Raw genomic sequence first — 25,167 nt, 5'->3', positions numbered from 1 at the left:
CGTCCGTGAGGCGCGTCCGCGGACGAGGGGCCTCAGCGGCGGCGGACCTGCGCGAGGACGTCGTCGAGCTCGCGCACCCGCGTGGCCCGGAGCATGAGGACGTAGACGCCGACGACGACGGCGCCCGCGACGAGGACGACGGCGAGCGCGGTGGGCCGGCTCGTGATGCCGGACAGGAGCGCCTGGACGCCGCTGCTGGCGCCCCAGCCGGCGAGCCCGGCGACGACGGCCGACAGGAGCACGCGCACGTGCAGGCGCAGGACGCGGGCGCCGTCGAAGGAGCCCGTCCGTCGGTGCAGGAGCACGAGGGCGGTGGCGAGGCCCGCCACGTTGCCGACGCTCTGCGAGACGCCGAGGCCCACCACCACGAGCTCCGCCGGCACCACGAGCGCCACGACGACGTTGAGCACGACCGACACGACGCCGGCCACGACGACGCCGATGAACGGCCGCTTGCCGTCCTCGCGGGCGTAGAAGCCGCGCTGGACGAGGTAGAGGGCGCTGTAGAAGGGCAGACCCAGCGCCATCGCGCCCGCCGTCGCGCCGATGACGTCGCCGCCGCCCGGGCCGAAGAGCAGGACGCCGACGGGCGCGCCGAGCACCACCAGCCCCGTCGCGGACAGGACCGAGACGACGCCGAGGAGCCGCAGGCCGAGGGACATGTCCGCCCGCGCGCCGTCGACGTCACCGGAGGTGATGCGCCCCGAGAGGCGGGTGAAGAGGGCCGTCACGACGGACACGGCGACGAGCGAGTGCGGCAGGACGTACAGCAGGTAGGCGTACCCGAGCACGGCCGGGCCGGGCAGCACGACGCCCTCCGGCACGGGCTCCCCGGCCCCCTGCGAGCCGTAGACCGCCACCTGCACGGTGACGAGGTACCCGGCCTGGGAGACGAGGATGCCGGCGAAGGTCCACAGCGCCACCGTCCCGGCGCTGCGCAGGCCCACGCCGCGGACGCCGAAGCGCGGGGTCCACGTGAAACCGAGCCGGCGCAGCGGCACGAGCAGCACGAGCGCCTGGGCGACGACGCCGAGCGTCGCCGTCCCCGCCAGAACGGCGACCTGCGTGGGGTCGAGGGTGTCGAGCCCCGTCGTCTCGTCCGCGCGCCCGAAGAGGCCGATGAAGACCGCGAGCCCCGCGATGGAGACGACGTTGTTGACGACGGGCGCCCACATGTAGGGGCCGAAGCTGCCGCGGGCGTTGAGGACCTGCCCGAGCACCGTGTAGAGGCCGTAGAAGAAGAGCTGCGGCAGGACCCACAGGGCGATGGCCGTGGCGAGGCGCAGCTCGTCCGGGCCCCACGCCGACGCGTAGGCGCGCACGAGGAGCGGCGCGGCCACCATGCACAGGGCCGTGACCGCGGCGAGCCCCGTGACGATGAGGGTGACGAGCCGGTCGACGAAGGCCGCGCCCCCGTCGGGGTCGCGGGAGGCGCGCACGATCTGCGGCACGAGCACGGCGTTGAGCACGCCGCCGGCGATGAGCAGGTAGACGATGTTCGGGAGCCGGTTGGCGACGTCGAAGGCGTCGGCGCCCGTGCCGACGGCGCCGATCGCCACGACGAGCACGACCGAGCGCACGAGGCCGAGCGCGCGGCTCGCGGCGGTGCCCGCCGCCATGACGGTGCTCGAGCGCAGGAGCGAGCGGACGCCGGCGGGGCCGCGCCCGCCGCCGGTGGTGCCGCCGGCGCCGCTCGTGCTGGCTGCGGCGTCGGGACCGGCGTCGGGCGGGGGCGCGGCGCCCCCGGCGGGGCTCGTGCTGGGCGTGCTCATGGGGACTCCTCGACGGGGGCGCCCGTGCGGGCGGCTCCACCGGCCCGGCGGGCGGGAGGGGCGCCGGGTCGGCGGGGGCGGGTCTGCGGGTCGTCGGCCGGGTGGGGCTCGGGGGTGTCGGACCCCGGGGGCGGGCGGCCCGGTGGTGACGTGCGGGAGGGAGGGGTGCCGGCGCCCGGGCCGGCGGGCGGACCCGCTGCGGCGCGGGGCTCGGCGGTCGCACCCGGCGGGGGCCCCGCACCGGCCGCGACGACCGGCTCGGACGACCGCGGCCCCTCGCCGGGGGGTCGCCGTCGCACGCGGCGGACGCTGCGCACGAGGCCGGCGAGCAGGACGAGGCCGCCGAGGGCGGCCACCCCGGCGGTGCCCCACTCGGCCCACTCCAGCCGGACGCGCACGGGCACGGCCACCTGCGGGCCGAGGGCGCCGCCGTCGGGGGAGCGCAGCTGCAGCAGCAGGCGCGCGTCGCCGCCGCCCACCGCCTCGACGGGTACGAGCACCTGCGTGCGGGAGGCCGCCGCGACGGTCGTCGCCACGTCGTCGCGCACCCGCACGCGGGGGGAGGAGGACGCGGCCGCGACGACGACGCGCACGTCCTGCCCGAGGTCGTTGGCGACCGTCACCGGCACGGAGGCCTGCGAGCCGACGACGGTGACGGCTCCGCCCTGCAGCAGCTGCACGCCGCCGGAGAGGGCGGCGACGTCGTCGACGACTGCTCCCGCCGCGGCGGCCCAGCCGTCGTCGCCCCGGTGCGCCAGCGCCGCGGCCGCGACGAGCGAGCGGCGCGCCGCGGTGAGCGGTGCGCCGTCTGTGAGGGTGCCGTCGAGGGCGTCGGTCGTGGCGAGGGCGCCCGCGACGGCCGTCAGCACGCCCGGGTCCAGCGGCGGCGGCGGTGCGCCGTCCGCGCGGTCGGGCAGGGCCCCCTCCCGCCCCGACCCGGCTGCCGCGTCGGCGTCGCCGGGCCCGCCCGGAAGGTCGGTCGCGGGCGCCGCCCGGGTCCAGGGCGCGTCGAGGAGGGCGCCGAGCGCGCGGGTCGCGGCCCCGGGGTCGACGTCCCAGCCGCGCGGCGCCACGACGAGGGCCCCCGCCGGGCCGCCCGAGCGGTCGGGCGCGCCGCCCCGGGCGAGCACGGCCGTCTCGGCCAGGAGGCGGGCGGCGGCCCGCGGGTCGTCCTCGCCCCGGGTGGCGGCCCGCTCGAGCAGCGTCGTGAGGTCCGCGTCGGCGACGAGGCCGGTGAGCGCCCCCTGCTCGCCGCCGTCCGCCGTGCCGGCGCCCGGGTCGAGGGGCACAGCGGCCGCGCCGTCGGACGTCCCGCCGCCGGGAGGGGCGAGGAGGGCGGCGACCGCGCCCCGCCCCGCCGCCAGGGCGGCCCCGCGCTCGCCCAGCTCGCCGCGGGCCGGCCAGACGACGTCGGTGCGCACGCCCGCGCCGGCCTCGCCGCCCGCCGGCGGGTCCTCCTGCTGGGGGTCCGTCTGCTGGGGGGACCCGACGAGCCCGGCGCGCGCCAGGGAGGCGCGTCCCTGCCGGAGCCCGGCGGCCCACAGCGACGGCTGCTCGGCGGCGGCCACGGAGAGCAGGTCGACGTCGCCGCGCGGCAGCGCCAGGACCTCGTGGTCGGGAGCGGCGGCGAGGAGGTCCGCGCGCCACGCGGCCACGCTCGCGGTCGGCTCCGCCGCGGTCACGGCGCGGGGCGCGCCCGCGGGGGGTGCGGCGGCGCCGTCGGGGGCAGCCGTCGTCGCGGCCCCGCCCGCCGCGTCGCCCGCCGCGTCGTCCGCGCCCGGCTGCCCCGGCTCGGCGCCGGCGTCGGCGCCGTCGGACCCCTGGTCCGCGGACGGCTCGCCCGTCCCGGGGTCCGACGAGTCGAGCAGGAGCGGGTCGAGCGCCCAGGTGGTCCCGGGGACCGCAGCCACCTCGAGCAGCCGCCCCAGGAGCCCCTCGCGCGAGCCCTCCGAGCCGCCGTCGACGAGGTCGGCCATCTCCGCGTCGGGGACGAGCGCCGTCCCCACGTCGGGCGCGGCGCCCGTCAGCGGCACGACGACGCCGACGCGGGCCGGGTCGTCCACGTCCGGCACCGCGGCGCCGTCCGCCACCGGGTACCAGACGACGAGGCCCCGGTCGGCGGACAGGCGCGAGCCCCGGGCGTCGACGACGTCCACCGCGACGCCGCGGGGGCCCCAGGAGGCGTCGTCACCGGGCAACCCGAGCCCGTCCGCCGGCAGGCGCAGGACCAGGTCGCGCGAGCGGCCGGGGGCCAGGGGCTGCAGCAGGGGCTCACCCAGGAGGACCTCACCGGCCGCCGCGTCGTCGGGCGCCCCGCTCCACGCGCCCAGCGCGTCGCGCGTGCGCAGCAGGTCGGGCTGCAGCCGCAGCTCCGCCGTCAGGCCCTCGACGGGCTCGTCGGTGCCGTTGGTCACCCGGACGCCGACGGCGAGGACGTCGTCGGGTCGCAGCGGCGCGCTGGTCAGCGCCGTGATGTCGACGTCGACCGCGTCCGGGGCGTCCTCGGCGGCAGGGGCCTCGGCCGGCCGCTGGGGGGCGGGCGCCTGCTGCTCGAGGCCCTGGGCCTCGACGTCCTTGGCGCCGGGGTCCTGTGTGCCGGGGTCCTGGGTGCCGGACGGGCCCGGCTGCTGCGTCGGCGGGAGGGTCGGGACGGCGCCGGCGCGCGCGGCGGGCGCCCACCCCAGCGCTCCCGCCGCCCCGGCGGCGAGGGCGACGAGGGCCACGGCGGCGCGACCGCGCCGCGCCTCAGCCACCGTCGCCGAGGAGGTCCCCGGCCGCCCGGGCGATGCGGCGCTCGTTCGGGAAGGCCAGGCGGCGCTCCAGCTCGGGAGCCGGCACCCACGCCGCCTCGACGGCCTCCGCGTCCGGGTCGCCCTCCACGCCGAGCCGGCCCCCGGTGGCGCGCAGGAGGAAGTGGTGCACGGTCTTGTGGATGCGGCGGCCCTCGGCGGTGAACCAGTAGTCGATGGTGCCGAGGGGGCGCACCGGGTCGCCGACGATGCCGGTCTCCTCGGCGATCTCGCGGACGGCGGCCTCGACGGGCGTCTCCTCGCCCTCGAGGTGCCCCTTGGGCAGGCACCACTCGAGCCGGCCGGCGCGGTTGACGCGCGCGATGAGGGCCACCTGCGCGACGCCGTCGGCCTCGCGGACGACGAGGCCGCCGGCCGACGTCTCCTCCACCGTGGCACCGCGGGCGCGCGGCCCACGGGACCGGGGCGCCCGCCCGTGCTCGCGCGGCCCGCTGCGGCCCGGCAGCGGCCGCTCGTGCGCCGACCCGGCGGCGCGGCTCCCGACGGGGGCCTCGGCGCGCGCCGCGTCGTCCGCCTCGACGACGGGGTGCCCCCCGCCCCCGGACGAGGTCGCGCCGCCCCCGTCGCGGGGGGCCCGGAGGCCGTCGTCCTCCCGCGGCGCACGCGCCCGCGGCAGCGGACGGCCAGGCGGGACGGGCATGCCAGCACTGTAACGACGGCCCCTGCGCCGGACCGGGGCGCGACGGGGGTGCCCGACCAGTCGTGACCGCTTCGGAACACACGGACCGGCCGGACCGGCGGGCCGCCACCCGCCCCGTGCTGACCACCCGCCGCCCACCCCGGGACGCCCGGGCGGGCGGCCGGGCGGGCGGCCGGGCGGCGAGGCCGTGGGGGCGCGCGGGGTCTGGCACCCTCGGCGCGTGCCCGACGCCTCCGACGACGCCCGACCCGAGGCCCGGCCGCAGGCCCCGACCGAGGCTCCCCCGGGCTCGTCCTCCGAGGGCGCCGGCGGCGTGGCCGCCGCCGTGGCGGGCGCGCGCGACGAGGCCGTGGCCGCCCTCCTGGCCTTCGCGCCGGACGCCGTGGAGCTGGGGCGCCGCTTCGCCGCCGAGGGCCACGAGCTCGCGCTCGTCGGCGGGCCGGTCCGTGACGCGCTGCTGGGGCGGCTCACCGGGCCGGCCGACGTCGACCTCGACCTCGCCACGAGCGCCCGCCCCGGGGCGACGGCGCGGCTGCTCGCGGCGTGGGGCGACGCCACGTGGGACGTGGGCGCGGCCTTCGGCACCGTCGGCGCGCGCCGGGGCGACGTCGTCGTCGAGGTGACGACCTACCGCAGCGACCTCTACGACCGGCAGAGCCGCAAGCCCGTCGTCGAGTTCGGCGACTCGCTCGAGGACGACCTCGTGCGCCGCGACTTCACGGTCAACGCCATGGCGGTGCGCCTGCCCGACGGCGCCTTCGTCGACCCGTGCGACGGGCTGCGCGACCTCGCGCACCGGGCGCTGCACACGCCGCGCTCGCCGGAGGACTCCTTCGCCGACGACCCGCTGCGGATGATGCGCGCCGCCCGCTTCGCCTCCACCCTCGGGCTGCGGGTGGCCCCCGCGGTCGTCGAGGCGATGACCGAGCGGGCCGGCACCGTCGCCATGGTCTCGGCCGAGCGCGTGCGGGTGGAGCTGGAGAAGCTGCTCCTCGGCGCATCGCCCCGCGAGGGGCTCGAGCTGCTCGTCGGGACCGGCCTGGCCGAGCACGTGCTGCCCGAGCTGCCCGCCCTGCAGCTGGAGATCGACGAGCACCACCGCCACAAGGACGTCTACGAGCACACGCTGACGGTGCTCGAGCAGGCGATCGCCCTCGAGGACCCGGCCGGCGCGGACGGCGAGGGCGCGGTCCCGGGCCCCGACCTCGTCCTGCGGCTCGCGGCGCTGCTGCACGACGTCGGCAAGCCCGCGACGCGGCGCTTCGAGCCCGGCGGCGGCGTGAGCTTCCACCACCACGAGGTCGTCGGCGCCAAGATGACGGCGCGGCGCCTGAAGGCCCTGCGCTTCGACTCGGCGACGACGAAGCAGGTGGCGCGCCTCGTCGAGCTGCACCTGCGCTTCCACGGGTACGCGGGCGGGGAGTGGACCGACTCGGCGGTGCGCCGCTACGTCACCGACGCCGGGCCGCTGCTGAGCCGCCTGCACCGGCTGACCCGCTCGGACTCGACGACCCGCAACCGCCGCAAGGCGGCCCGGCTCGCGGCGGCCTACGCCTCCCTCGAGCACCGCATCGTCGAGCTGCAGGAGGCCGAGGAGCTCGCCGCGGTGCGCCCCGACCTCGACGGCGGCCAGATCATGGCGGCGCTCGGCGTCCCGCCCGGCCCCGTCGTCGGCCGCGCCTACCGGCACCTGCTCGAGCTGCGCCTCGACCGCGGGCCGCTGGGCGAGGAGGCGGCCCGCGAGGCGCTGCTCGCGTGGTGGGCCGAGCAGCCGGAGGCGGTCGGGAGCTGACCCGGCGGGCGCGGCGCCGTCGCGCCGGCCGGGCGCCGTCAGCCCTGCGCGTCGCCGGGGGCGGCGCCTGCCGCTGGCGCGCGGTGCCGTCGCCCGCCCATGAGCGCGGACGCGGCCACGAGGAGCGCCGCGAGCGGCACCAGCAGGCCCGCCACGGCGGCGTCCGACGGCCCGAGCGGCAGGACGAGCGCCGCCACGAGGGCGCCGAGGACGAAGCACCCGTTGAAGACGGCGTCGTGGACGGCGACGACGCGGCCCCGGTGCTCCTCGTCGACGGCCCGCAGCACGACGGCGTCCACGCAGATCTTCAGCCCCTGCCCGCCGAGGCCGAGCAGGGCACCGCCCCCGACGAGGGCGGCGACGGCGACGGCGCCGACCGGCAGGGCCGCGGCGAGCGCCGCCGCGGCCAGCGCCCCGAGCGCGAGGCAGGCCGCGCCCCAGGGGCGCGGGCCCCAGCGCGCGGCGGCGCTCGGCGTCACCGCGACGGCGACCGCGACGCCGACGGACACCCCGCCGAGGACGAGGCCGGTGAGCGCGAGGGCGGCGTCCGCGTCGTCCACGGGGGCCAGCCGCGTGCGGGCGAGGACGACGACGAGCACGAGCAGGACGCCGTAGGCCGCCCGCGACGCCCCCAGCGCGACGACGGCGCGGGCGGCGGCGGGCCGAGCGGCGAGGTGGCGGAGGCCGTCGCGCAGCTCCCGCAGGGCGCCGGCCGGCCCCCGCGCGGCCCGGGGGCCGGTCGTCGGGGGCCCGCCCCCGCCGAGCTCGGCGGGCCGCAGGCGCGCGGCCGCCCCGGCGGACGCGGCGACGAGGGCGGCGGCGAGCACGAGCACGAGGCCGTCGGCGCCTGCGCCGCCGGCCCCGAGCCGCACCGCCGTGCCGGCCCCGGCGCCGAGGGCCAGCGCCAGCGTGCCGACTGTCGGGACGACGGCGCTGGCGAGGACGAGGTCGCGGCCGGCGACGACGGCGGGCAGCCCCGCGCCCAGGGCCGCGAGGACGAGGCGGTTGACGGACAGGACGACGAGGACGGCCGGCACGAGTAGCGCGTCCGAGACGGCCGGGCCGGCGAGGACCACGCCCGCCGTCGCGAGGACGGCGAGCGCCCGTAGCGCGCCGGCGCCGACGAGCACGGAGCGGCGCCGCCAGCGGTCCAGCAGCGTGCCGACGAGCGGCCCGACGAGCGTGTACGGCAGCAGGACCAGGGCGAGCAGGCCCGCGACCGCGAGCGACGTCGGCGCGCGCTCGGGCGAGAAGAGCAGGAGCCCCGCCAGGCCGAGCTGGAAGGCCCCGTCCCCCGACTGGGACAGGAGGCGGACGACGAGCAGCCGCCGCAGGCCGCGCCCGCGCACCAGCCGCGGCAGCGCGGCGAGCCCGGCCGTGGCCCGCCCCCGCCCCCTCCCCCTCGCCGCGTCCGGCGGCTCGCCCCGGGGCGGGGCCGGGGTCGCGTCCACGACGCCATGGTCCCCCTCGGCCCCGGCGGCGAGGTGCGGTCGTGTCGCCCCGGGCGCGCCGGGTGGGCGATGTGTGGCCATGTCGCCCCTTGGGCGTCGGGGGGTGGGCGATGTGTGGCCATGTCGCCCCTCGGGGGGGCGGGGGGTGGGCGATGTGTGGCCATGTCGCCCTGTGAGCCGCCGGGGCCTGCGGGATGACGGCGCGCCCGAGGGGCGTTGTCGATGCCGCCCGGACGCGCGGGTCCCGGGACGACCGGGGCTCGCCGTCAGCGTCCGCCCAGGCTGGGTGCGCATACTCTCGGGCGCCGGCGGGTCGCGACGAGCGCCGCCGGGGGCCGGGGCACCGCGCTCGAGCGCGGTGAGGACACGGCGCTCAAGCACCCGAGCGCCCGTGCCGATCACCCTGACGGGTGACGGCCCCGCACGACGGGACCGGCGTCGACCGGTCCGGCACGACGAGGACGCCCCGTCACGGGGTCGTCCACGAGGACGGCGCCGCCGTCCCCCGCCGGCCCCGGCCCGGGCCGACCAGGCACGCGACCGGTGCCGACGACGGACGACCGAGGGACGACCACCTGTGGCAGCAGCCCCCCGACCCACCTCCCGCCCCGCCCGACGCCCCGCGCCGCGGCGGCGCCGCTCCACCGGCCGCCGCGTCCTGCTGGTGCTCCTCGCCCTCCTCCTCGGGGGCGCGGTGCTCGGCGGGGCGGCGTTCGCCTACGGCTACGCGACGACGGACGTCCCGGAGCCGACCGAGCTGGGGCAGAAGGCGACGACGACCGTCTACTACGCGGACGGGACGACGGTGCTCGGCACCTTCGCCGACGTCAACCGCACGCCGGTGACGACGGACGCGATCCCGCAGGACATGAGGGACGCGATCATCGCGGCGGAGGACCGGAGCTTCTACGAGAACCGCGGGGTCTCGCCCACGGGCATCGCCCGCGCCTTCGTCTCGAACCTCCGGGGCAACGCCACGCAGGGCGGCTCGACGATCACCCAGCAGTACGTGAAGAACTACTACACGGGCGACGACACGCAGTCGCTGCAGCGCAAGGTCCGCGAGGCCTTCATCGCCCTCAAGGTCGACAACGAGCTCGACAAGGACCAGATCCTCACCGACTACCTCAACACCATCTACTTCGGCCGGGGCGCCTACGGGGTGCAGGAGGCGGCGCAGGCCTACTTCGGCGTCGACGTCGGCCAGCTGACCACGGCGCAGGCCGCGCTCCTCGCCGGGATCGTCCCGGCGCCGTCGGCCTACGACCCCGCGGTCGACCCGGAGGCGGCCGAGCGCCGCTGGGAGTACGTCGTCGACGGCATGGTCGAGACGGGCGCCGTCACGCAGGCCGAGCGCGACGGCCTCGAGCTCCCCGAGACAGTCCAGCAGCAGGACGAGCAGACCTACGCCGGCCCCACCGGCCACCTCCTGCAGGCCGTGCGCGACGAGCTGACGACCCGCGGCGGGTTCACCGAGGACGAGCTCGACGGCGGGGGGCTGTCCATCACGACGACCTTCGACGCCGGCATGCAGGCGGCCGCGGTCGCGGCGATGCAGGACCCGGAGGCCTTCCCGTCGGAAGGCCGGCCGGAGGACGTCGCCGCCGCCCTGGTGTCGATCGATCCCGCCGACGGCTCCGTCCGGGCCATGTACGGCGGGCCGGACTACCTGCAGCGCCAGCTCAACATGGCGACCCAGGAGAACGTGCAGGCCGGCTCCATCTTCAAGCCCTTCACCCTCGTCGCCGCGCTCGAGGACGGCATCTCGCTGCGCACGCGCTTCCCCGGCTACAGCCCGCAGTACTTCGACGAGTACCGCGACGGCAAGGGGGAGCGGGTGCGGGTCGGCAACTTCGGGGGCGAGAGCCACGGGCGCCAGAGCCTCGTCGAGGCGACGGTCGACTCCACCAACACGATCTTCGTGCCGCTCAACATCGAGGTGGGCGCCGAGGCGACGGCCGACGTCGCGGAGCGGGCGGGCCTGCCGGCGGACACGGAGGAGCTCGAGCCGCCGGTGCTGAGCAACGTCCTCGGGACCCCCTCGCCCAAGGTCGTCGACATGGCGCGGGCGTACGCCACCTTCGCCGCGCAGGGCGTGCGCACGACGCCGCACGTCGTCAGCGCCGTCACGCAGGACGGCGAGGAGGTCTTCCGCGCCCAGACGGGCGGCGAGCGCGTCTTCGACGAGGCCGTCATGGCGGACACGACGTACGCGCTCTCGCAGGTCGTGGAGGAGGGGTCCGTGCGCCGGACCATCGACCTCGGCCGTCCGGCGGCGGGCAAGACGGGGACGACGGACGAGGCGCGGTCGGCGTGGTTCGCCGGCTACACCCCCCAGCTCGCCACGGTCGTGTCCGTCTTCACGACCAAGCCGGGCAGCGAGGGCGGCATGGAGCCCTGGTCGGACGACGTCAGCTCCGTCACCGGCTCCTCCTACCCCACCCGCATCTGGCAGGCCTACATGGCCACGGCCACCGCCGGGATGCCGGTCGTCGACTTCCCCGAGCGCGCCGACATCGGCTCGACGAGCACCTCGCGGTCGCGCAGCAGCTCCTCCGAGCGCGAGCGCGACAGCTCGTCGGGGTCGTCCTCGCGCCCGGCGCCCGCGCCCGCCCCGGCGCCCGAGCCGACGTCCGAGCCCTCCGCCGCGCCCACCACCGCGGCGCCGGAGCCCACGCAGGCGCCCGCGCCGACGGCGACGACGCCCGCAGAGCCCGAGCCCGCCCCTGAGCCCACGCAGCAGCCGGAGGCCCCGCGTCCCACGGCGACGCGGCCGCCCGCGCCGCAGGAGCCGTCGCCGCCGCCGGTGACGCCCTCCACGGGGGAGGCCGGTGCCGCGGGCGAGGTGGCCCGGCCGGGCGACGGGCCGCAGACCCCACCGGCCCCGGGCCCCGGCAGCGACGCCTCTCGAGCGGACGGCTGACCCGCGCGCACCCGCGCCTGCGAGGATCACCCGCGTGAGCCCGCAGGACGACGTCGTCGCGCGCCGGGCCCCGCACCGGGGCGACCCGGTGGAGGGGCGCGCGTCCGTGGGGGCGCGCGCGTCGGACGACGACGGCGCGGCGGTCGTGCTGCCCACCCACGACGACGCCGTGGTGGCCGCGGCCTCGCCCGTCCTCGGAGGGCCGGCGGGACGGCGCGTGCGCACGGGCCGGCGGCCCCTGCGGGGAGCCCTCGCGGCGGGCAGCGCCCTCGGCCTCGTCGTGCTGGCGGCGGCCGTGCTGCTGCGCGAGCACTGCCGGGAGACGCTGTGGGCCTCGCCCGGCGTCTACACCCACGCCTGCTACAGCGACGTGCCGGCCCTCTTCGCCACCGCGTCCCTGGACCAGGTGGTGCCCTACCTCGAGCGCTTCTCCGAGGACGCGCCGCTGACGGCGCCCCTCGGCGTGGGCTGGCTCCTGTGGGGCCTCGGGCGCCTCGTCGGCGCGGAGGGCGCCGACGGGCCGCGCGACGTCTTCGACGCCTCCGTCGTCCTCGGCGCGGTGGCGCTCGTCGTCCTCGTCGCCGGGGTGGCCCACCTGTCGGGGCGCCGCCCCTACGACGCCGTCCTCGTGGGCGCCTCGCCGGTCGTCCTGGCGTGCGCCCTCGTCGGCGTCCAGCTCCTGCCCGCCGCCCTGGCGGTGGGCGCCCTGTGGGCCTCCTCGCGGGGGCGCGCGCTCGCGGCGGGGATGCTGCTGGGGCTGGCGGCGCTCGTCGCGCCGCCGGTCGGGCTCGCGGTCGGCGGGGCCCTGCTGCTCGTGCGCTGGCGCCGCCGGCGCGACGACGCGGCGGCCCGCGCCGAGCGGCCGGAGGCGGGCGCGGCGGCCGGCCCGGGCGACGACATCGACGGCGACGAGGACGACGAGGTGCGCCAGCCGCTCGTCGCCCCGGAGGTCCGCACGGCGCTCGTCGCCCTGCTCGTGTGGGTGGTGGGCGGGCTGCCGGTCCTCCTGCGCAGCCCCGAGGTCTGGGCCGGCGCGGTGACGGCGCGCGTCACGGCCGGCCCCGGCTACGGCTCGGCCTGGCTGCTCGGCGACCTCGCCGGGGCCCCGCCCGCCGACGTCACGACGACGGCGGGCTCGGTGCTGCTCACGGCCGCGGGGGTCGCCGGGACCGCCGTCCTCGCGCTGCGGGCGCCCCGGGCCCCTCGCGTGCCCGTCCTCGCCCTCCTGCTGCTGCTCGCCGTCCTCGCGCCCGCCCCGGCCCTCCCGCCCCAGGCGGCCGTGCTCGTCCTGCCCCTCGCCGTCCTCGCGCTGCCGCGCTGGCGGCTCCTGCTCGTCTGGGGCGCGGTCGAGGCGGCGGCGGCCACGGGCACCTGGCTCTACCTCTACGGCCTCTCCGTGCCCGACCGCGGGCTGCCGCCGTGGGCCTACGCCGTGCTCGTCGTCGCCCGGCTCGGGATGCTGGTCGTGCTGGCCCGCGGCGCCGTCCTCGCGTCGCTCGAGCCGGAGCACGACGTCGTCCGGGCGCCCCGCGCGGCGCCGCACCTGGGCGCCGACGACCCGGCGCGCCCGCCCGAGCACGAGGTCGCGGGCGCAGCGCCGGGCGACCCCGCCTGAGGCGGCGGCCGGAGCCGCTCCGCCGGGCCGCTACCCTGGTGCCCGACCGGCCCCGCGGCACCCGTGCGCCCTGAGCGCGGGAGGCCCGGGTCCGCGACGCAGACACCCTCCTGCCACGGAGAGACCGTGGCCGCGAAGACCACAGGAGGTGGGGTACTCGCATGCGTCACTACGAGATGATGATCATCCTGGACGCCGAGCTCGAGGAGCGCACCGTCGCCCCGTCGCTCGACAAGTTCCTCGACGTCGTCCGCCGCGGCGGCGGCTCGATCGACAAGGTCGACATCTGGGGCAAGCGCCGGCTGGCCTACGAGATCGGCAAGAAGGCCGAGGGCATCTACGCGGTCGTCGACATGAAGGCCGAGCCCGACGTCGCCAAGGAGCTGGACCGCCAGCTCAACCTCAACGAGTCGGTCCTGCGGACCAAGCTCGTCCGCCCCGAGCTCCACTGACCCCTCGCCGCCCGGTCGGGCGGGGGTGTGCACGGCGCCTGCGCGTCGTCAGCCCCCGGCCCTAGCCTCCGGGCGACCGAGCGGCCCGCCCCCCGGCGGTCCGCGCCCACCCGGGCACCGTCCACCCCGCGAGGAGGAGCCATGGCAGGCGAGACCCAGATCACCCTGGTCGGGAATTTGACCGCCGACCCCGAGCTGCGCTTCACCCCCTCGGGGGCGGCCGTGGCCAACTTCACCGTCGCCTCCACGCCCCGGCAGTTCGACCGCCAGAGCAACGAGTGGAAGGACGGCGAGACGCTGTTCATGCGCTGCTCCATCTGGCGCGAGGCGGCGGAGAACGTCGCCGAGTCGCTCGGCAAGGGCCAGCGCGTCATCGTCACCGGCCGCCTCGTCTCCCGGTCCTTCCAGACCAAGGAGGGCGAGAACCGCACCGTCAACGAGCTGCAGGCCGACGAGGTCGGCCCGTCGCTGCGCTACGCCACGGCCAAGGCCCAGCGCACGCAGCGCGGCGGCGGCGGCGGTGGTGGCGGCTTCGGCGGCGGCGGTGGCCAGCAGGGCGGCGGCTACGGCGGCGGCCAGCAGCAGGGCGGCGGCCAGCAGTCCGGCGGCTACGGCCAGGACGACCCGTGGGCCACCGGCCCGTCCTCCGGCGGCGGGCAGCAGCCCTCCGGCGGCGGCTGGGGCGGCGGCCAGAGCGACGAGCCGCCCTTCTAGCCCGACGTCCGCGACCCACCACCTCGGTCGCGCGCGGCACCGGCCCGCCGGTGCCGCTCCCCGCGGCGGCGCGCACGCGCCGCCGCCGGCCCTCGGGACCACCCGGTCCCGTCGGCCCTCCCCACCCCCATCCCGGGCCCTCGGCAGGACCCGGGCTCCAGACGAGGAGCTCCACGATGGCCAAGCCGGCTCTCCGCAAGCCGAAGAAGAAGTCGAACCCGCTCAAGGCGGCGAAGATCAGCTACGTCGACTACAAGGACACCGCGCTGCTGCGGAAGTTCATCTCCGACCGGGGCAAGATCCGCGCCCGCCGGGTGACGGGCGTCTCCGTCCAGCAGCAGCGCCAGGTGGCCAAGGCGATCAAGAACGCCCGCGAGATGGCGCTGCTGCCCTACAGCAGCTCCGCGCGCTGAGGAAGGGGCACGAGATGAAGCTCATCCTGACGCAGGAGGTCTCCGGCCTCGGCGAGCCCGGCGAGGTCGTCGAGGTCAAGGACGGCTACGGGCGCAACTACCTGCTCCCGCGCAGCCTGGCGACGCCCTGGACCAAGGGCGGCCAGAAGCAGGTCGACGACATCCGCCGTGCGCGCCGCGCCCGCGAGATCGCGTCGGTCGAGGAGGCGCAGAGCGTGCGCGCCACCCTGCAGGAGCAGCCCGTGCGCCTGTCCGCCAACGCGGGCCAGGGCGGTCGCCTCTTCGGCGCCATCACCCCGGCCGACGTGGCCGAGGCCGTCCGCGCCGCCACCGGCAAGGACGTCGACCGCCGCAAGGTCGAGATCGGCCAGCCGATCAAGTCCCTCGGCAGCTACACGGTCACCGTCCGGCTCCACCCGGACGTGCAGGCCAGCGTCGACGTCGAGGTCGTCCCCTCGGCCTGACGCGCCGCACCAGCACCACCGACGACGGCCCCCTCGCCCCCGCGGCGAGGGGGCCGTCGTCGTCCGCCGGCCCTCGCACCTCGTCGCCAGAGCACCGGCCCGCGGTCCCCCCGGGCACTTCGTCGTCACCGTGCCGGGGCGGCGGGCGCTGACCGGGCACTTCGTCGTCACTCTGCCCGCCAGGAGCTCTCCTTCCCGACACTTCGTCGTCAGGGTGCACGGCGGGGGCCTCTACGGGGGCGCTCCGTCGTCAGAGCACCCGGCCGGGGGCGCTCAGCGGACGGCGCCCGTCACGGCCCAGGCGTCACCGCGGGCGCGGTGCCAGAGCGTGACGCCGCGGACGGCCATGAAGCCGCCGGCGAAGGCGACCCAGAGCCAGACGAGCCCCGCCGCGCTCTCCGGCGCCCACGTGACGACGGCGACGACGAGGGGCGCGTAGGCGAGCAGCCCCACGAGCCCGGCGAGCGCGAGGTAGCGCCCGTCGCCGGCGCCGATGAGGACGCCGTCGAGGACGAAGACGTACGCCGCCAGCGGCTGGGCCAGGGCGACGACGACGAGCGCGGCGGCGATCGCCGTCCGGACGCCGTCGTCCGGCGAGAAGAGCGGGGCCACGAGGTCGCGCCCGGCGAGGACGACGACGCCGCTGAGGACGCCGAGGACCGCGCCCCAGCCGACGAGGCGCCGCAGGACGTCGCGGGTCGCGCCGACGTCCCCCGCCCCGAGCGTGCGTCCGGTGATCGCCTGCCCGGCGATGGCGAGGGCGTCGAGGCCCAGCGCCAGGGCCGACCAGATCGTCACGACGACCTGGTGGGCCGCCAGGGCCGTGTCGCCGGAGCGGGCGGCCGCCGCGGTCGTCAGCAGGAGGGTGGCGCGCAGCGTGAGGGTCCGGGCGAGCAGCGGCAGGCCGTCGCGCGCCGAGCGCAGCACGCCCGCACCCCCGGGGGCCAGGGGGACGCCGTGGCGCCGCGCGCCCCGGACGACGACGACCACGAGCGCCGCGGCCATGCCGAGCTGGGCCACCGCCGTCCCCAGGCCGCTGCCGGCGATGCCGAGGGCGGGGAAGGGCCCGGGGCCGAGGACGAGGACCACGTTGAGCGGCACGTTGACGAGCGCCCCGCTGACGGTGACCACGAGCGGCGTCCGCGTGTCCTGCAGCCCTCGCAGCACCCCGGTGGCGGCCAGGACGACGAGCATGGCCGGCAGGCCCGGCAGCGAGGCGCGCAGGTACGTCGCGGCGGCGTCGGCGACCTCGGGGCTCGTCCCCAGCGCGAGGGCGAGGTCCCGGGCCAGCGGCCACGCCGCGGCAGCGGTGACGAGGCCGAGCACGAGGGCCAGCCACATCCCGTCCACGCCCTGGCGCAGGGCCGCGGGGAGGTCGTCCGCCCCGAGGCGGCGGGCCACCGCGGCCGTCGTGGCGTAGGCGAGGAAGACGAACACGCCGACGGCCGTCGTCAGGACCGTCCCGGCGGCGCCCAGGCCGGCGAGCGGGACGACGCCGAGCGAGCCGACGACCGCCGAGTCCGCCAGGAGGAACAGCGGTTCGGCGACGAGCGCGGCGAAGGCCGGGACGGCGAGGCGCGCGACCTCCCGGTCGAGCGCTCGCGGCCGGAGGGCGGAGGGCAGTCGCGGCACGGGCGAGATGGTCGCAGCCGTGGACGCATCGCCCTCTAGCACGCTGCGCCAATCGCTAGTACGGTGTGCTACGACCGCAGGACGCAGACGAGGAGGACGACGTGGGGCTCGAAGAGGTCCAGGCGCGGGTGGAGGCCACCGACGCGGTGTGGCAGTGGGTGGTGCTGCTCGTCGGAGGGGCGATCCCCTTCGTCGAGAGCTACGGCGCGACAGCGGTGGGCGTCGTCGTCGGCGTCCCGTTCGCCATCGCCCTGGTGGCGGCGGTGGCGGGCAACGTCCTCAGCATGGTGCTCGTCGTCACCGCCGGGGACGCGGTGCGCCGGCGCCTGCGCTCGCGGCGGGAGCCGCGCCCGCCGTCGCCGCGGACCGAGAAGCTGCGCCGCCGGTTCGACCGCTTCGGGGTCCCCGGCGTGAGCCTGCTCGGGCAGACGGTGCTCCCCAGCCAGATCACCTCGGGCGCCCTCGTCGCCTTCGGCGCCGACCGGCGCCAGGTGGTGCTGTGGCAGGTCGTGTCCATCGTGCTCTGGGGCCTCGCCTTCGGCGGGCTGGCGACGGCGGGCCTCTACGCCGTCGAGGGCTGACGGTGGACGGCGCCCGGGACGCGGACGACGTGACCGCCGGGGGGCGGGGCGCCGGAGGACCCCTCGCCGCGGACCCGGCCGGGGGCGCCCCGGCCGGCGTGCGCAGCGCGGTCGACCGCCGCGAGCAGCTGCTGCGCGCCGCCGAGGAGCTCGTCGCCGAGGCCGGCTACGCGGCGGTGTCCGTGCGCGCCGTCGCGCAGCGCGCCGGACTCGGCGCCAGCACGCTGCGCTACTGGTTCCCGCGCCAGGAGGACCTCCTCGTCGCGGTGGCCCGGCGGGCCGTGGACCCCCACCTCGACGACCGGCGCATCGCGGAGCGGGACGTGCCGGCCGCGGACCGCCTCGCCGAGTGCGTCGCCCAGCTCCTCCCGGCGGACGACGCGCAGCTCCACCTGCTCGAGCCGTGGGCGGCGCTGCTCACCGACGCCGTCGGCCCACGCGCCACGCCGCTGGGCCGGGCCCTGCTCGAGGGCGGCGTGCAGGCGACGGCGGAGCGGGTCCGCACGTGGGTGGACCGCCTCGTGGACGAGGGGGCCCTCGACGCGGGGCGCGCGGCGACCGCCGTGACGGCGCTCCTCACCCGCGCGGACGGCCTGGCCCTGGGGCTGCTCAGCGGCACGGTGCCGGACGTGGCGACCGCCCACGCCGTCCTGCGGGCCGACGTCGACGCCCTCCTCCGAGCGGCCCCCTGACCTCCGCCGTCGGGCGACCCTCCGTGACGCCGGTCGGTCCGCCCACCGCGCCCGCAGCGCGCCACGAGCGCGCCAGGACCGCGCCGCCCGGACCGGACGGACACCGCGCGTCCGAGGCGTGGACACATGCTCGTCACGTCGGCGTCCACACCCGGTGCACGACGTCGGTGCTGGTCACGGGCCGTGCGCGGACGTGGCGGGCGGCGACCGTCCACACCTCTGTCCACGGCCTGTGGACGCCGCGCCGAGCCTGTCCACAGGTGTTCACAGCGCTGTGCACAGGGGGTGTGCGTGCGCGGTTCGACGGCTGTCGGTGGCCGCCCCTAGCGTCCGGCGGGCGGACCTCCCGGAGGCCCGCGCAGCCCGGTGCCGGAGACGGTCGGCGCGGGGCACCGAGGTGGGAGAGGGCGGGTGGGCGCATGAGCCTGGCGGAGGTCGACAGGTTCGAGACGTCCGGTCCGCCGTCGGAGGACCTGGGGCGCACGCCGCCGCAGGACGTCGCCGCGGAGCAGAGCGTCCTCGGCGGCATGATGCTCAGCAAGGACGCCATCGCCGACGTCGTCGAGGTGCTCCGCAGCACCGACTTCTACCGGCCGAACCACGAGAGCGTCTTCGAGGCCATCACCGACCTCTACGGGCGGGGCGAGCCCGCCGACGCCGTCACGGTGGCCGCCGAGCTCAACCGCCGGGGCGACCTCGGCCGGGTCGGCGGCGCGGCCTACCTGCACACCCTCATCGCGTCGGTCCCCACGGCGGCCAACGCGGGCTACTACGCCGAGATCGTGCGCGAGCGCGCCGTGCTGCGGCGCCTCGTCGAGGCCGGCACCCGCATCGTGCAGATGGGCTACGCCGCGGGCGGGGGCGACGTCGACGGCATCGTCGACTCCGCGCAGGCGGAGGTCTACAAGGTCACCGAGCGGCGCAGCAGCGAGGACTACCTGCCCATCGCCGACATCATCGAGGGCACGATCGACGAGATCGAGGCCTCGAGCCACCGCGGCGAGGGCATGGTGGGCGTGCCGACGGGCTTCGCGGACCTCGACCAGCTGACCAACGGCCTCCACGCCGGCCAGATGATCGTCATCGCCGCGAGGCCAGCGATCGGGAAATCGACTGTGGGATTAGATATTGCGCGTTCTGCGGCGATAAAGAATGGCTTGCCCGCGGTCGTCTTCTCGCTCGAGATGAGCCGCAACGAGATCACCATGCGCTTGCTGTCGGCCGAGGCGACGGTCTCGCTGCAGCACATGCGCAAGGGCACGATGCGCGAGGAGGACTGGACGCGCCTCGCCCGCACCATGGGCAAGGTCAGCGAGGCGCCGCTGTTCATCGACGACTCGCCCAACATGTCGCTCATGGAGATCCGGTCGAAGTGCCGCCGGCTCAAGCAGCGGCACGGGCTCAAGCTCGTCGTCATCGACTACCTGCAGCTCATGAGCTCCGGCAAGCGCGTGGAGAGCCGCCAGCAGGAGGTCTCGGAGTTCTCCCGCGCGCTCAAGCTCCTCGCCAAGGAGCTCGAGGTGCCCGTCATCGCCATCTCGCAGCTCAACCGCGGACCCGAGCAGCGCACCGACAAGCGGCCCGCGATGTCCGACCTGCGCGAGTCGGGCTCGATCGAGCAGGACGCCGACATGGTGATCCTCCTGCACCGCGAGGACGCCTACGAGCGCGAGTCCCCGCGCGCCGGCGAGGCCGACCTCATCGTCGCCAAGCACCGCAACGGGCCCACCGACACCATCACCGTCGCCTTCCAGGGCCACTACTCGCGCTTCGTCGACATGGCCCAGGGCGGCTGAGAGACGGAGGGCGCGGCCCTCTCGGGGCGAGCGGCGGCGCCGGCGACCCGCTCGGCGCACGAGTGGGCGGGCGGTGCGGGCGGGGAGCACCCGAGGCCGGACGGATGCACGAGCGGGCGGGGCACGCGCGCGGGGAGCACCCCAGGCCCGGAGGGATGCACGAGCGGTCGGGGCCGTGTGCGCGGAGTGCACGTCAGGCCGGCGCCCGGACCCCAGCGGCACCCGGCCGCAGAGCGCCGAGCCAGTGCCGGAGCGCGCGCGACCCCGCCCGCGGACCCGACCGGACGCGCGGACCCGACCGGACGCGCGGACCCGACCGGACGCGCGGACCCGACCGGACGCGCGGTGGGCTCAGTCCCGCACGGGCAGCCGCCGCCGGACGGCGACGAGCGCTCCCGTCACCGCCCGCACCGGGGCGGTGCCGAGCCAGCGCCGGTAGTCGGCGATCGCCGCGTTCCACGGCCCGTCGCCGTACGTGGGGTAGGGGTGGGTGCGCGCGACGAGGGCGCTGGTCGTCGTCCCGTCGACGACGGCGGCGGTGAGCTCGGCGAGCACCTCGCCGGCGCGGGGGCCGACGACGGTGGCGCCGCGCACCCGGCCGCGGCGGTCGACGACGACGCGCGTGAAGCCCTCGGTGCGGCCCTCGGCGACGGCGCGGTCCACGTGGTCGTGCGCCTGGTGCAGCACGCGCCGTCCCGGCCGTGCGCCCGTCGTGGGCTCGCCGACGGCGGCGAGCTCGGGGTCGGTGAAGGTGACGCGGGGGACCACGGGGCTGGGGCGACGGGGCAGGCCGAGCACCGCGGCGACGGCGGCGTCGGACCCGCGCACGCCTGCCGTGTGGGTGTAGGTGTCCTCGCCCGTGACGTCACCGGCGGCCCACACGCGCGGGCTGGTCGTCCGCAGCCCGTCGAGGACGAGCTGCCCGTCGTCGCCCACCTCGACGCCGGCCGCGCGCAGCCCGAGGCCCTCGAGCCGGGGACGGCGCGGGCCGGCGAGCAGCAGGCGGTCGTAGGGGACCTCGGTGCCGTCGGCGAGGACGAGCGCCCCCGCGCCGCCGGCGCCGGGCTGGACGGAGGAGGCCCGGGCGCCGGTGCGCACGTCGACGCCGTCGGCGCGCAGGGCGTCCGCGACGACGGCCGCGGCGTCGGCGTCCTCGCCGGGCAGGAGGCGGGGGCCGGCCTCGACGAGGACGACGCGCGACCCGAGCCGGGCGAAGGCCTGGGCCATCTCGGCGCCCGTGGTGCCCCCGCCGACGACGGCGAGGCGGTCGGGGAGCTCGTCGAGGTCCCAGACGTCGTCGGGCACGAGGGGTGCGGCGCCGTCGGTGCCGGGCAGCGTGAGGACGGCCGGCTGCGAGCCGGTGGCCAGGAGGGCGCGCGCGAAGCGCACCTCCCGGCCGTCCACCGCGGCGGTGGTCGGGCCGGTGAAGAGCACGGTGCCCCGGACGGCGCGGACCCCGGCGGCCTCGAGCGCCTCCGGGGCGTCGACCGGCCGGATCTCCTCGACCGCCGCTCGCACGTGCGCCATGACGGCGGGGAAGTCGACGGAGACCTCGGCCCGCACGCCCAGACGGTGCGCACGGCGCGCGTCCGCGGCCGCGGCGGCGGCCGCGAGCAGCGCCTTGGACGGCAGGCAGCCGGACCACAGGCACTCCCCGCCCGTGCGGTCGCGCTCGACGAGCAGCACCCGGGCTCCCAGGGCCGCGGCCGTCTGCGCGCCCACGAGCCCCGCCGTCCCGCCGCCGACGACGAGGAGGTCCCACGCGGTCGCCGCGTCGGCGTCGTCGAGCCGCGAGCCCGCCGGCCACGTCCGCGCGGCGGGGTCGGGCTCGTCCCGGGGCACGTCGAACGGGTCGTCGTCGGGGCGCACGGACGGTGACGTCACGCTCGCTCTCCCTCCGGGCGCCGCGGCGCCGTCGTCGCTCCCGTCGACGGGAGGTCGAGGGGCGTCCACGAGTCGGGACGTCAGTCTCGCGGACGACCCCCCGGAGCGCTCGTCGTGACGGCGCGGGCGCCGGGCGGCAGGCTGGGGCCCTCTTCCCGCTGACCTCACCCACGGCGTCGGGAGGCATCGGCCGTGCGTGCGGCACCGACCCGAGGAGGCGCCCGTGGCCGCACCGGACGCCGGGCGCACGCGCTACGCCCTCCTCGGCCGCTGGTACGACCTCGTCTCCGCCGAGCCGCTGTACGCCCCCGGCCGCGAGGTGGCGGTGGAGATGATCCACGTGGAACCGGGCGCGAGGGTCCTGGTCGTCGGCTGCGGCACCGGCCCGGACCTGCCGGCCCTCCTCGCCGCCGCCGGGCCCCACGGCGTCGTGCTCGGGCTGGACGCGAGCGCGAGCATGCTCGGCGCCGCGCGCCGACGCGCCGCCCGCCTCGGCCCCGACCGCGTCCGCCTCCTGCTCGCCGACGCGCAGCGGGTGCCGGCCGCGCGCCTGCGGGACGTCCTCGGCGGGCCCGCCGACGCGGTGCTGGCGCCCTACAGCCTCTCGCTCATGCCGGACTGGCGGGGGGCGTGGGCCACGGCCCTCGCGGCGGCCCGGCCCGGTGCCCGCGCGGCCGTCGTCGACACGACGGTGGCGCGGGGGACGCTGCCGGTGCGCCTGGCGTCGCGGGCCGCGTGCGCGCTCGGGGGCGTGGACGTCGCGGCGCGCCCCTGGCGGGCCGTCGAGGAGGAGCTCGAGGACGTCGGGGCGGCGACCCTGGCCCGCGGCCACGTCGAGGTGCGGGCCGGTGCGGTGCCACGCCGGTCGTAGCGCGGGCGCGGCCCGCCGGCTGATCCCGGTGGGCCGCCCCGTCGGGCAGGATGACGGGCGGCCGACGAGCGAGGAGGGCCGATGACGACGCCGACGTCGCCCCCGGGCTCCCCGGCCCCGGAGGGCCCCAGCCCGCGCGAGCGGCTCGCCGGCCTCGCCCGCCGCGTGCTCGCGGCCGACGGCGTGCGGCTCCACGGCGACCTCGCGGCCCTGCGCGCCGACGCGCTGCTCGCGCCCGCCGTCGACGGACCCCTCGTCGTCACCGACGCCGTCCTCGACGCGCGGACCGCCGCGGCGCCCGAGGTCCTGGCGGGCGACGTCGGCGCCCTGCTCGCCGTCCCGCTCCTGGCGGGCGACCGACCGGTGGGGGCGCTCGCCGTCCACAGCGCGTCACCGCGGCCGTGGACCGAGGACGAGGTGGCGGTGCTCGTCGAGCTGGCGGCCGCCGTCGTCACCGAGGGCGAGCGCGGGGACCTCGCCGACGAGCTCGAGAGCAGCCGCCTGCGCTGGGGCCTCGCCATCGAGGCCGCCGGCGTCGGCGGCTTCGACCTCGACGTGGCGACGTCGCACCTCGAGTGGGACGACCGCCTCATCGCCATCTTCGGCTACGACCCGGCCACCTTCGGCCGCTCCCTCGCCGACTTCGAGGCTCGCCTGCACCCGGAGGACCGCGACCGCGTCATGGCGGACGTGACGGCGGCGGTCGAGGCGGTCGGCGACTTCGCCTCGGAGTACCGCATCGTGCTCCCCGGCGGGGTGGTGCGGTGGATCTCCGCGCGCGGCCGGGCGCTGCACGGCGGTGACGGGCGCCTGCGCCTCCTCGGCGCCGCCTACGACGTCACCGACGTCCAGTCGGCCGAGGCGGGCGTGCGGCGCGTGCTCGAGTCCATGTCCGCGGCCTTCTACTCCGTCGACCGGGAGTGGCGCTTCACCTACGTCAACGCCGAGGCCGAGCGGCTCCTCGGGCGCCGGCGCGACGAGCTCCTCGGCCGGGTCGTCTGGAACCTCTTCCCGGCCGCCGCCGAGCCGGGGAGCCCCTTCGACGTCGAGTACCGACGCGCTGTCGCCGAGGGGCGTCCGCGCACCTTCGAGGCGTACTACCCGGCACCGCTCGACGGCTGGTACGAGGTGCGCGCCTTCCCCGTCGACGACGGGCTGTCGGTGTACTTCACCGACGTCACCGAGCGCCGCGCCCTGCAGGAGCGGGAGGTCCAGGAGGCGGCGCGGCGCGAGGTGCTCTCCCGCGTCAGCGCCGAGCTCGCCGCGACGCTGGACCCCGAGGCGGCGGTGGCGCGCCTGGCCCGCCTCGTCGTGCCGCTGCTCGCCGACTGGTCCGTCGTCACCCTCGTGCGCGACGACGGCCGCCTGCAGGACGTCGGCTGGTGGCACGCCGAGGAGGACCTCCGGCCCCTCGTCGAGGTCTACGCCCGCCACCGGCTCGAGGCGCTCGACGACGCGAGCTACCTCGACCGCGCCCTCGCGGTCGGGCAGCTGGTCGAGGTGCCCGAGCCGGCGCACGTGTCCATCGCGCGGGTCCTGCGGCCGGGCCGTGCGGCGGAGGTCCTGGCGACCCTGGCGCCGCGCTGGGCGACGATCGTGCCGCTCGTGGCGCGGGGGCGGACGCTCGGCGTCCTCACCGTCTTCCGCGGCGCCGGGCGCGAGGGTCCGGGCGAGGAGGACATGGCGGTGGCCCGGCAGCTCGCGGAGCGCGCCGGCGTCGGCCTCGACAACGCGCGGCTCTACCGGGCCCAGCTGTCGCTGGCGGAGGAGCTGCAGCGCAGCCTCCTCACGGCGCCGCCGGCGCCCGACCACACCGAGATCGCCGTGCGCTACGTGCCGGCCGCGGAGGCCGCGCGCGTGGGCGGCGACTGGTACGACGCCTTCCTCCAGCGCAGCGGCGACACCGTCGTCGTCATCGGCGACGTCGTCGGCCACGACACGGCCGCGGCCGCGGCGATGGGCCAGCTGCGCGGACTGCTGCGCGGCATCGCCTTCCACCACGGCGCCGGCCCGGCGGAGACCCTGGCCGGCCTCGACGCGGCGATGGAGGGCCTCCTGCTGGAGACGACGGCGACCGCCGTCGTCGTGCGCGTCGAGCAGACGCCGGACATGCGCGCCGAGGGCCTGACCCGCCTGCGGTGGTCCAACGCGGGGCACCCGCCGCCCATGCTCGCGACGCCCGACGGCGAGGTGCACCAGCTGCTGGCGGCCCGCACCGACCTGCTGCTCGGGATCCTGCCCGACACCCGGCGCCACGAGGGCACCGCCGTCGTCGACCGCGGCAGCACCCTGCTGCTCTACACCGACGGCCTCGTCGAGCGCCGCGACCAGGGCCTGCAGGAGGGCCTGGCGCGCCTGCGGCGCGAGCTGTCCGACGTCGCGCACCTGCCGCTCGAGGAGGTGCTCGACGAGCTCCTCGAGCGGCTGCGCCCGGAGGCGAGCCACGACGACGTCGCGCTCCTCGCCGTCCGCCTGCACCCGCAGGACGGCCCCCGCCCGGCCGAGGCGGGCCCGGAGGTCGTGCCGCCCGAGGTGCCGCCGGACCTGCCGGCCTGACGCCCGCCCCGCTCCTGCGGCACCGGCTCGCCGGGGGGGTGTCCCTATGAGGTTGGTCAAGCCGCGCGGGCGGGGCGGGGCTCGTAGAGGGTGGCGTTGCGGAGCATGG

Annotated in this window: 18 protein-coding genes; 12 read left to right on the top strand and 6 right to left on the bottom strand. The window is 78.2% G+C overall.

Annotated features, from left to right (window positions below; genetic code table 11):
- Positions 1-32: 32 nt before the first annotated feature.
- Genes murJ through Q0789_RS10690 form a run of 3 tightly spaced genes read right to left on the bottom strand, consistent with a single transcriptional unit; the run spans position 33 to position 5,222 of the window.
- Positions 33-1,772 carry a murein biosynthesis integral membrane protein MurJ gene (murJ, locus tag Q0789_RS10700; protein ID WP_298804969.1) on the bottom strand — a complete coding sequence of 580 codons (1,740 nt, stop codon included), beginning with the start codon at positions 1,770-1,772 and terminating at the stop codon, positions 33-35.
- Positions 1,769-4,525 carry a DUF6049 family protein gene (locus Q0789_RS10695; protein ID WP_298804968.1) on the bottom strand — a complete coding sequence of 919 codons (2,757 nt, stop codon included), beginning with the start codon at positions 4,523-4,525 and terminating at the stop codon, positions 1,769-1,771. Before Q0789_RS10695 ends, murJ begins: the two co-directional genes overlap by 4 nt.
- Positions 4,518-5,222 carry an NUDIX hydrolase gene (locus tag Q0789_RS10690; RefSeq protein ID WP_298804967.1) on the bottom strand — a complete coding sequence of 235 codons (705 nt, stop codon included), beginning with the start codon at positions 5,220-5,222 and terminating at the stop codon, positions 4,518-4,520. The genes Q0789_RS10695 and Q0789_RS10690 overlap by 8 nt, the downstream gene beginning before the upstream one ends.
- Positions 5,223-5,547: 325 nt before the next feature.
- Here Q0789_RS10690 and Q0789_RS10685 point away from each other — a divergent pair, with 325 nt between their 5' ends.
- Positions 5,548-7,014 carry a CCA tRNA nucleotidyltransferase gene (locus Q0789_RS10685; protein WP_366917716.1) on the top strand — a complete coding sequence of 489 codons (1,467 nt, stop codon included), beginning with the start codon at positions 5,548-5,550 and terminating at the stop codon, positions 7,012-7,014.
- 38 nt (positions 7,015-7,052) lie between these two features.
- Here the strand turns inward: Q0789_RS10685 and Q0789_RS10680 are convergent, their stop codons facing one another.
- Complete coding sequence (locus Q0789_RS10680; RefSeq protein WP_298804962.1) at positions 7,053-8,465, bottom strand: hypothetical protein; 1,413 nt, start codon at positions 8,463-8,465, stop codon at positions 7,053-7,055.
- A 577-nt stretch (positions 8,466-9,042) separates the two neighbouring features.
- Between Q0789_RS10680 and Q0789_RS10675 the strand changes: the two genes are divergently transcribed.
- From Q0789_RS10675 to rplI, 6 genes are all read left to right on the top strand, one after another.
- Entirely contained in the window at positions 9,043-11,388 is a 2,346-nt protein-coding gene (locus tag Q0789_RS10675) for a transglycosylase domain-containing protein (protein ID WP_298804960.1), read from the top strand.
- Positions 11,389-11,422: 34 nt separating this feature from the next.
- Positions 11,423-13,003, top strand: coding sequence for a hypothetical protein (locus Q0789_RS10670; RefSeq protein WP_298804958.1), 1,581 nt, complete (start codon positions 11,423-11,425; stop codon positions 13,001-13,003).
- A gap of 161 nt (positions 13,004-13,164) precedes the next feature.
- Positions 13,165-13,455 (top strand): 30S ribosomal protein S6, encoded by a 291-nt coding sequence (gene rpsF / locus Q0789_RS10665; RefSeq protein ID WP_171203111.1) that lies wholly within the window; start codon positions 13,165-13,167, stop codon positions 13,453-13,455.
- Between the two features lie 141 nt (positions 13,456-13,596).
- Positions 13,597-14,169: a single-stranded DNA-binding protein gene (locus tag Q0789_RS10660; protein WP_298804955.1), complete on the top strand. Its 573-nt coding sequence runs from the start codon at positions 13,597-13,599 to the stop codon at positions 14,167-14,169.
- A 176-nt stretch (positions 14,170-14,345) separates the two neighbouring features.
- The gene (gene rpsR, locus Q0789_RS10655) at positions 14,346-14,582 is read left to right on the top strand and encodes a 30S ribosomal protein S18 (protein WP_171203113.1); all 237 of its coding nucleotides are present in this window, start codon (positions 14,346-14,348) and stop codon (positions 14,580-14,582) included.
- A 14-nt stretch (positions 14,583-14,596) separates the two neighbouring features.
- On the top strand, positions 14,597-15,046 hold the full coding sequence (gene rplI / locus Q0789_RS10650; protein WP_298804954.1) for a 50S ribosomal protein L9: 450 nt from the start codon (positions 14,597-14,599) through the stop codon (positions 15,044-15,046).
- 273 nt (positions 15,047-15,319) lie between these two features.
- Here rplI and Q0789_RS10645 read toward each other — a convergent pair whose 3' ends face one another.
- On the bottom strand, positions 15,320-16,678 hold the full coding sequence (locus tag Q0789_RS10645) for an MATE family efflux transporter (RefSeq protein ID WP_298804952.1): 1,359 nt from the start codon (positions 16,676-16,678) through the stop codon (positions 15,320-15,322).
- Positions 16,679-16,779: 101 nt separating this feature from the next.
- Here Q0789_RS10645 and Q0789_RS10640 point away from each other — a divergent pair, with 101 nt between their 5' ends.
- The 3 genes from Q0789_RS10640 to dnaB all read left to right on the top strand — a co-directional run bounded on the left by Q0789_RS10640 (position 16,780) and on the right by dnaB (position 19,747).
- A complete protein-coding gene (locus Q0789_RS10640; RefSeq protein WP_298804950.1) occupies positions 16,780-17,259 on the top strand; it encodes a hypothetical protein in 480 nt (159 codons plus the stop codon).
- Between the two features lie 29 nt (positions 17,260-17,288).
- On the top strand, positions 17,289-17,951 hold the full coding sequence (locus Q0789_RS10635) for a TetR/AcrR family transcriptional regulator (protein WP_298804948.1): 663 nt from the start codon (positions 17,289-17,291) through the stop codon (positions 17,949-17,951).
- Between the two features lie 419 nt (positions 17,952-18,370).
- Positions 18,371-19,747 (top strand): replicative DNA helicase, encoded by a 1,377-nt coding sequence (gene dnaB / locus Q0789_RS10630; protein WP_298804946.1) that lies wholly within the window; start codon positions 18,371-18,373, stop codon positions 19,745-19,747.
- Between the two features lie 351 nt (positions 19,748-20,098).
- Here the strand turns inward: dnaB and Q0789_RS10625 are convergent, their stop codons facing one another.
- Entirely contained in the window at positions 20,099-21,631 is a 1,533-nt protein-coding gene (locus Q0789_RS10625; protein WP_298804944.1) for an FAD-dependent oxidoreductase, read from the bottom strand.
- A 223-nt stretch (positions 21,632-21,854) separates the two neighbouring features.
- Here Q0789_RS10625 and Q0789_RS10620 point away from each other — a divergent pair, with 223 nt between their 5' ends.
- Together Q0789_RS10620 and Q0789_RS10615 are read left to right on the top strand one after the other, a co-directional pair.
- Entirely contained in the window at positions 21,855-22,502 is a 648-nt protein-coding gene (locus tag Q0789_RS10620; RefSeq protein WP_298804942.1) for a methyltransferase domain-containing protein, read from the top strand.
- An 81-nt stretch (positions 22,503-22,583) separates the two neighbouring features.
- Positions 22,584-25,058: a SpoIIE family protein phosphatase gene (locus Q0789_RS10615; RefSeq protein ID WP_298804940.1), complete on the top strand. Its 2,475-nt coding sequence runs from the start codon at positions 22,584-22,586 to the stop codon at positions 25,056-25,058.
- Positions 25,059-25,167 lie beyond the last annotated feature (109 nt).

The sequence above is a fragment of the uncultured Pseudokineococcus sp. genome, from assembly GCF_947499845.1.
Classification (GTDB): domain Bacteria; phylum Actinomycetota; class Actinomycetes; order Actinomycetales; family Quadrisphaeraceae; genus Pseudokineococcus.
Note: the sequence above shows the minus strand (reverse complement) of the source record. Positions and strands in the feature narration are given on the sequence as shown.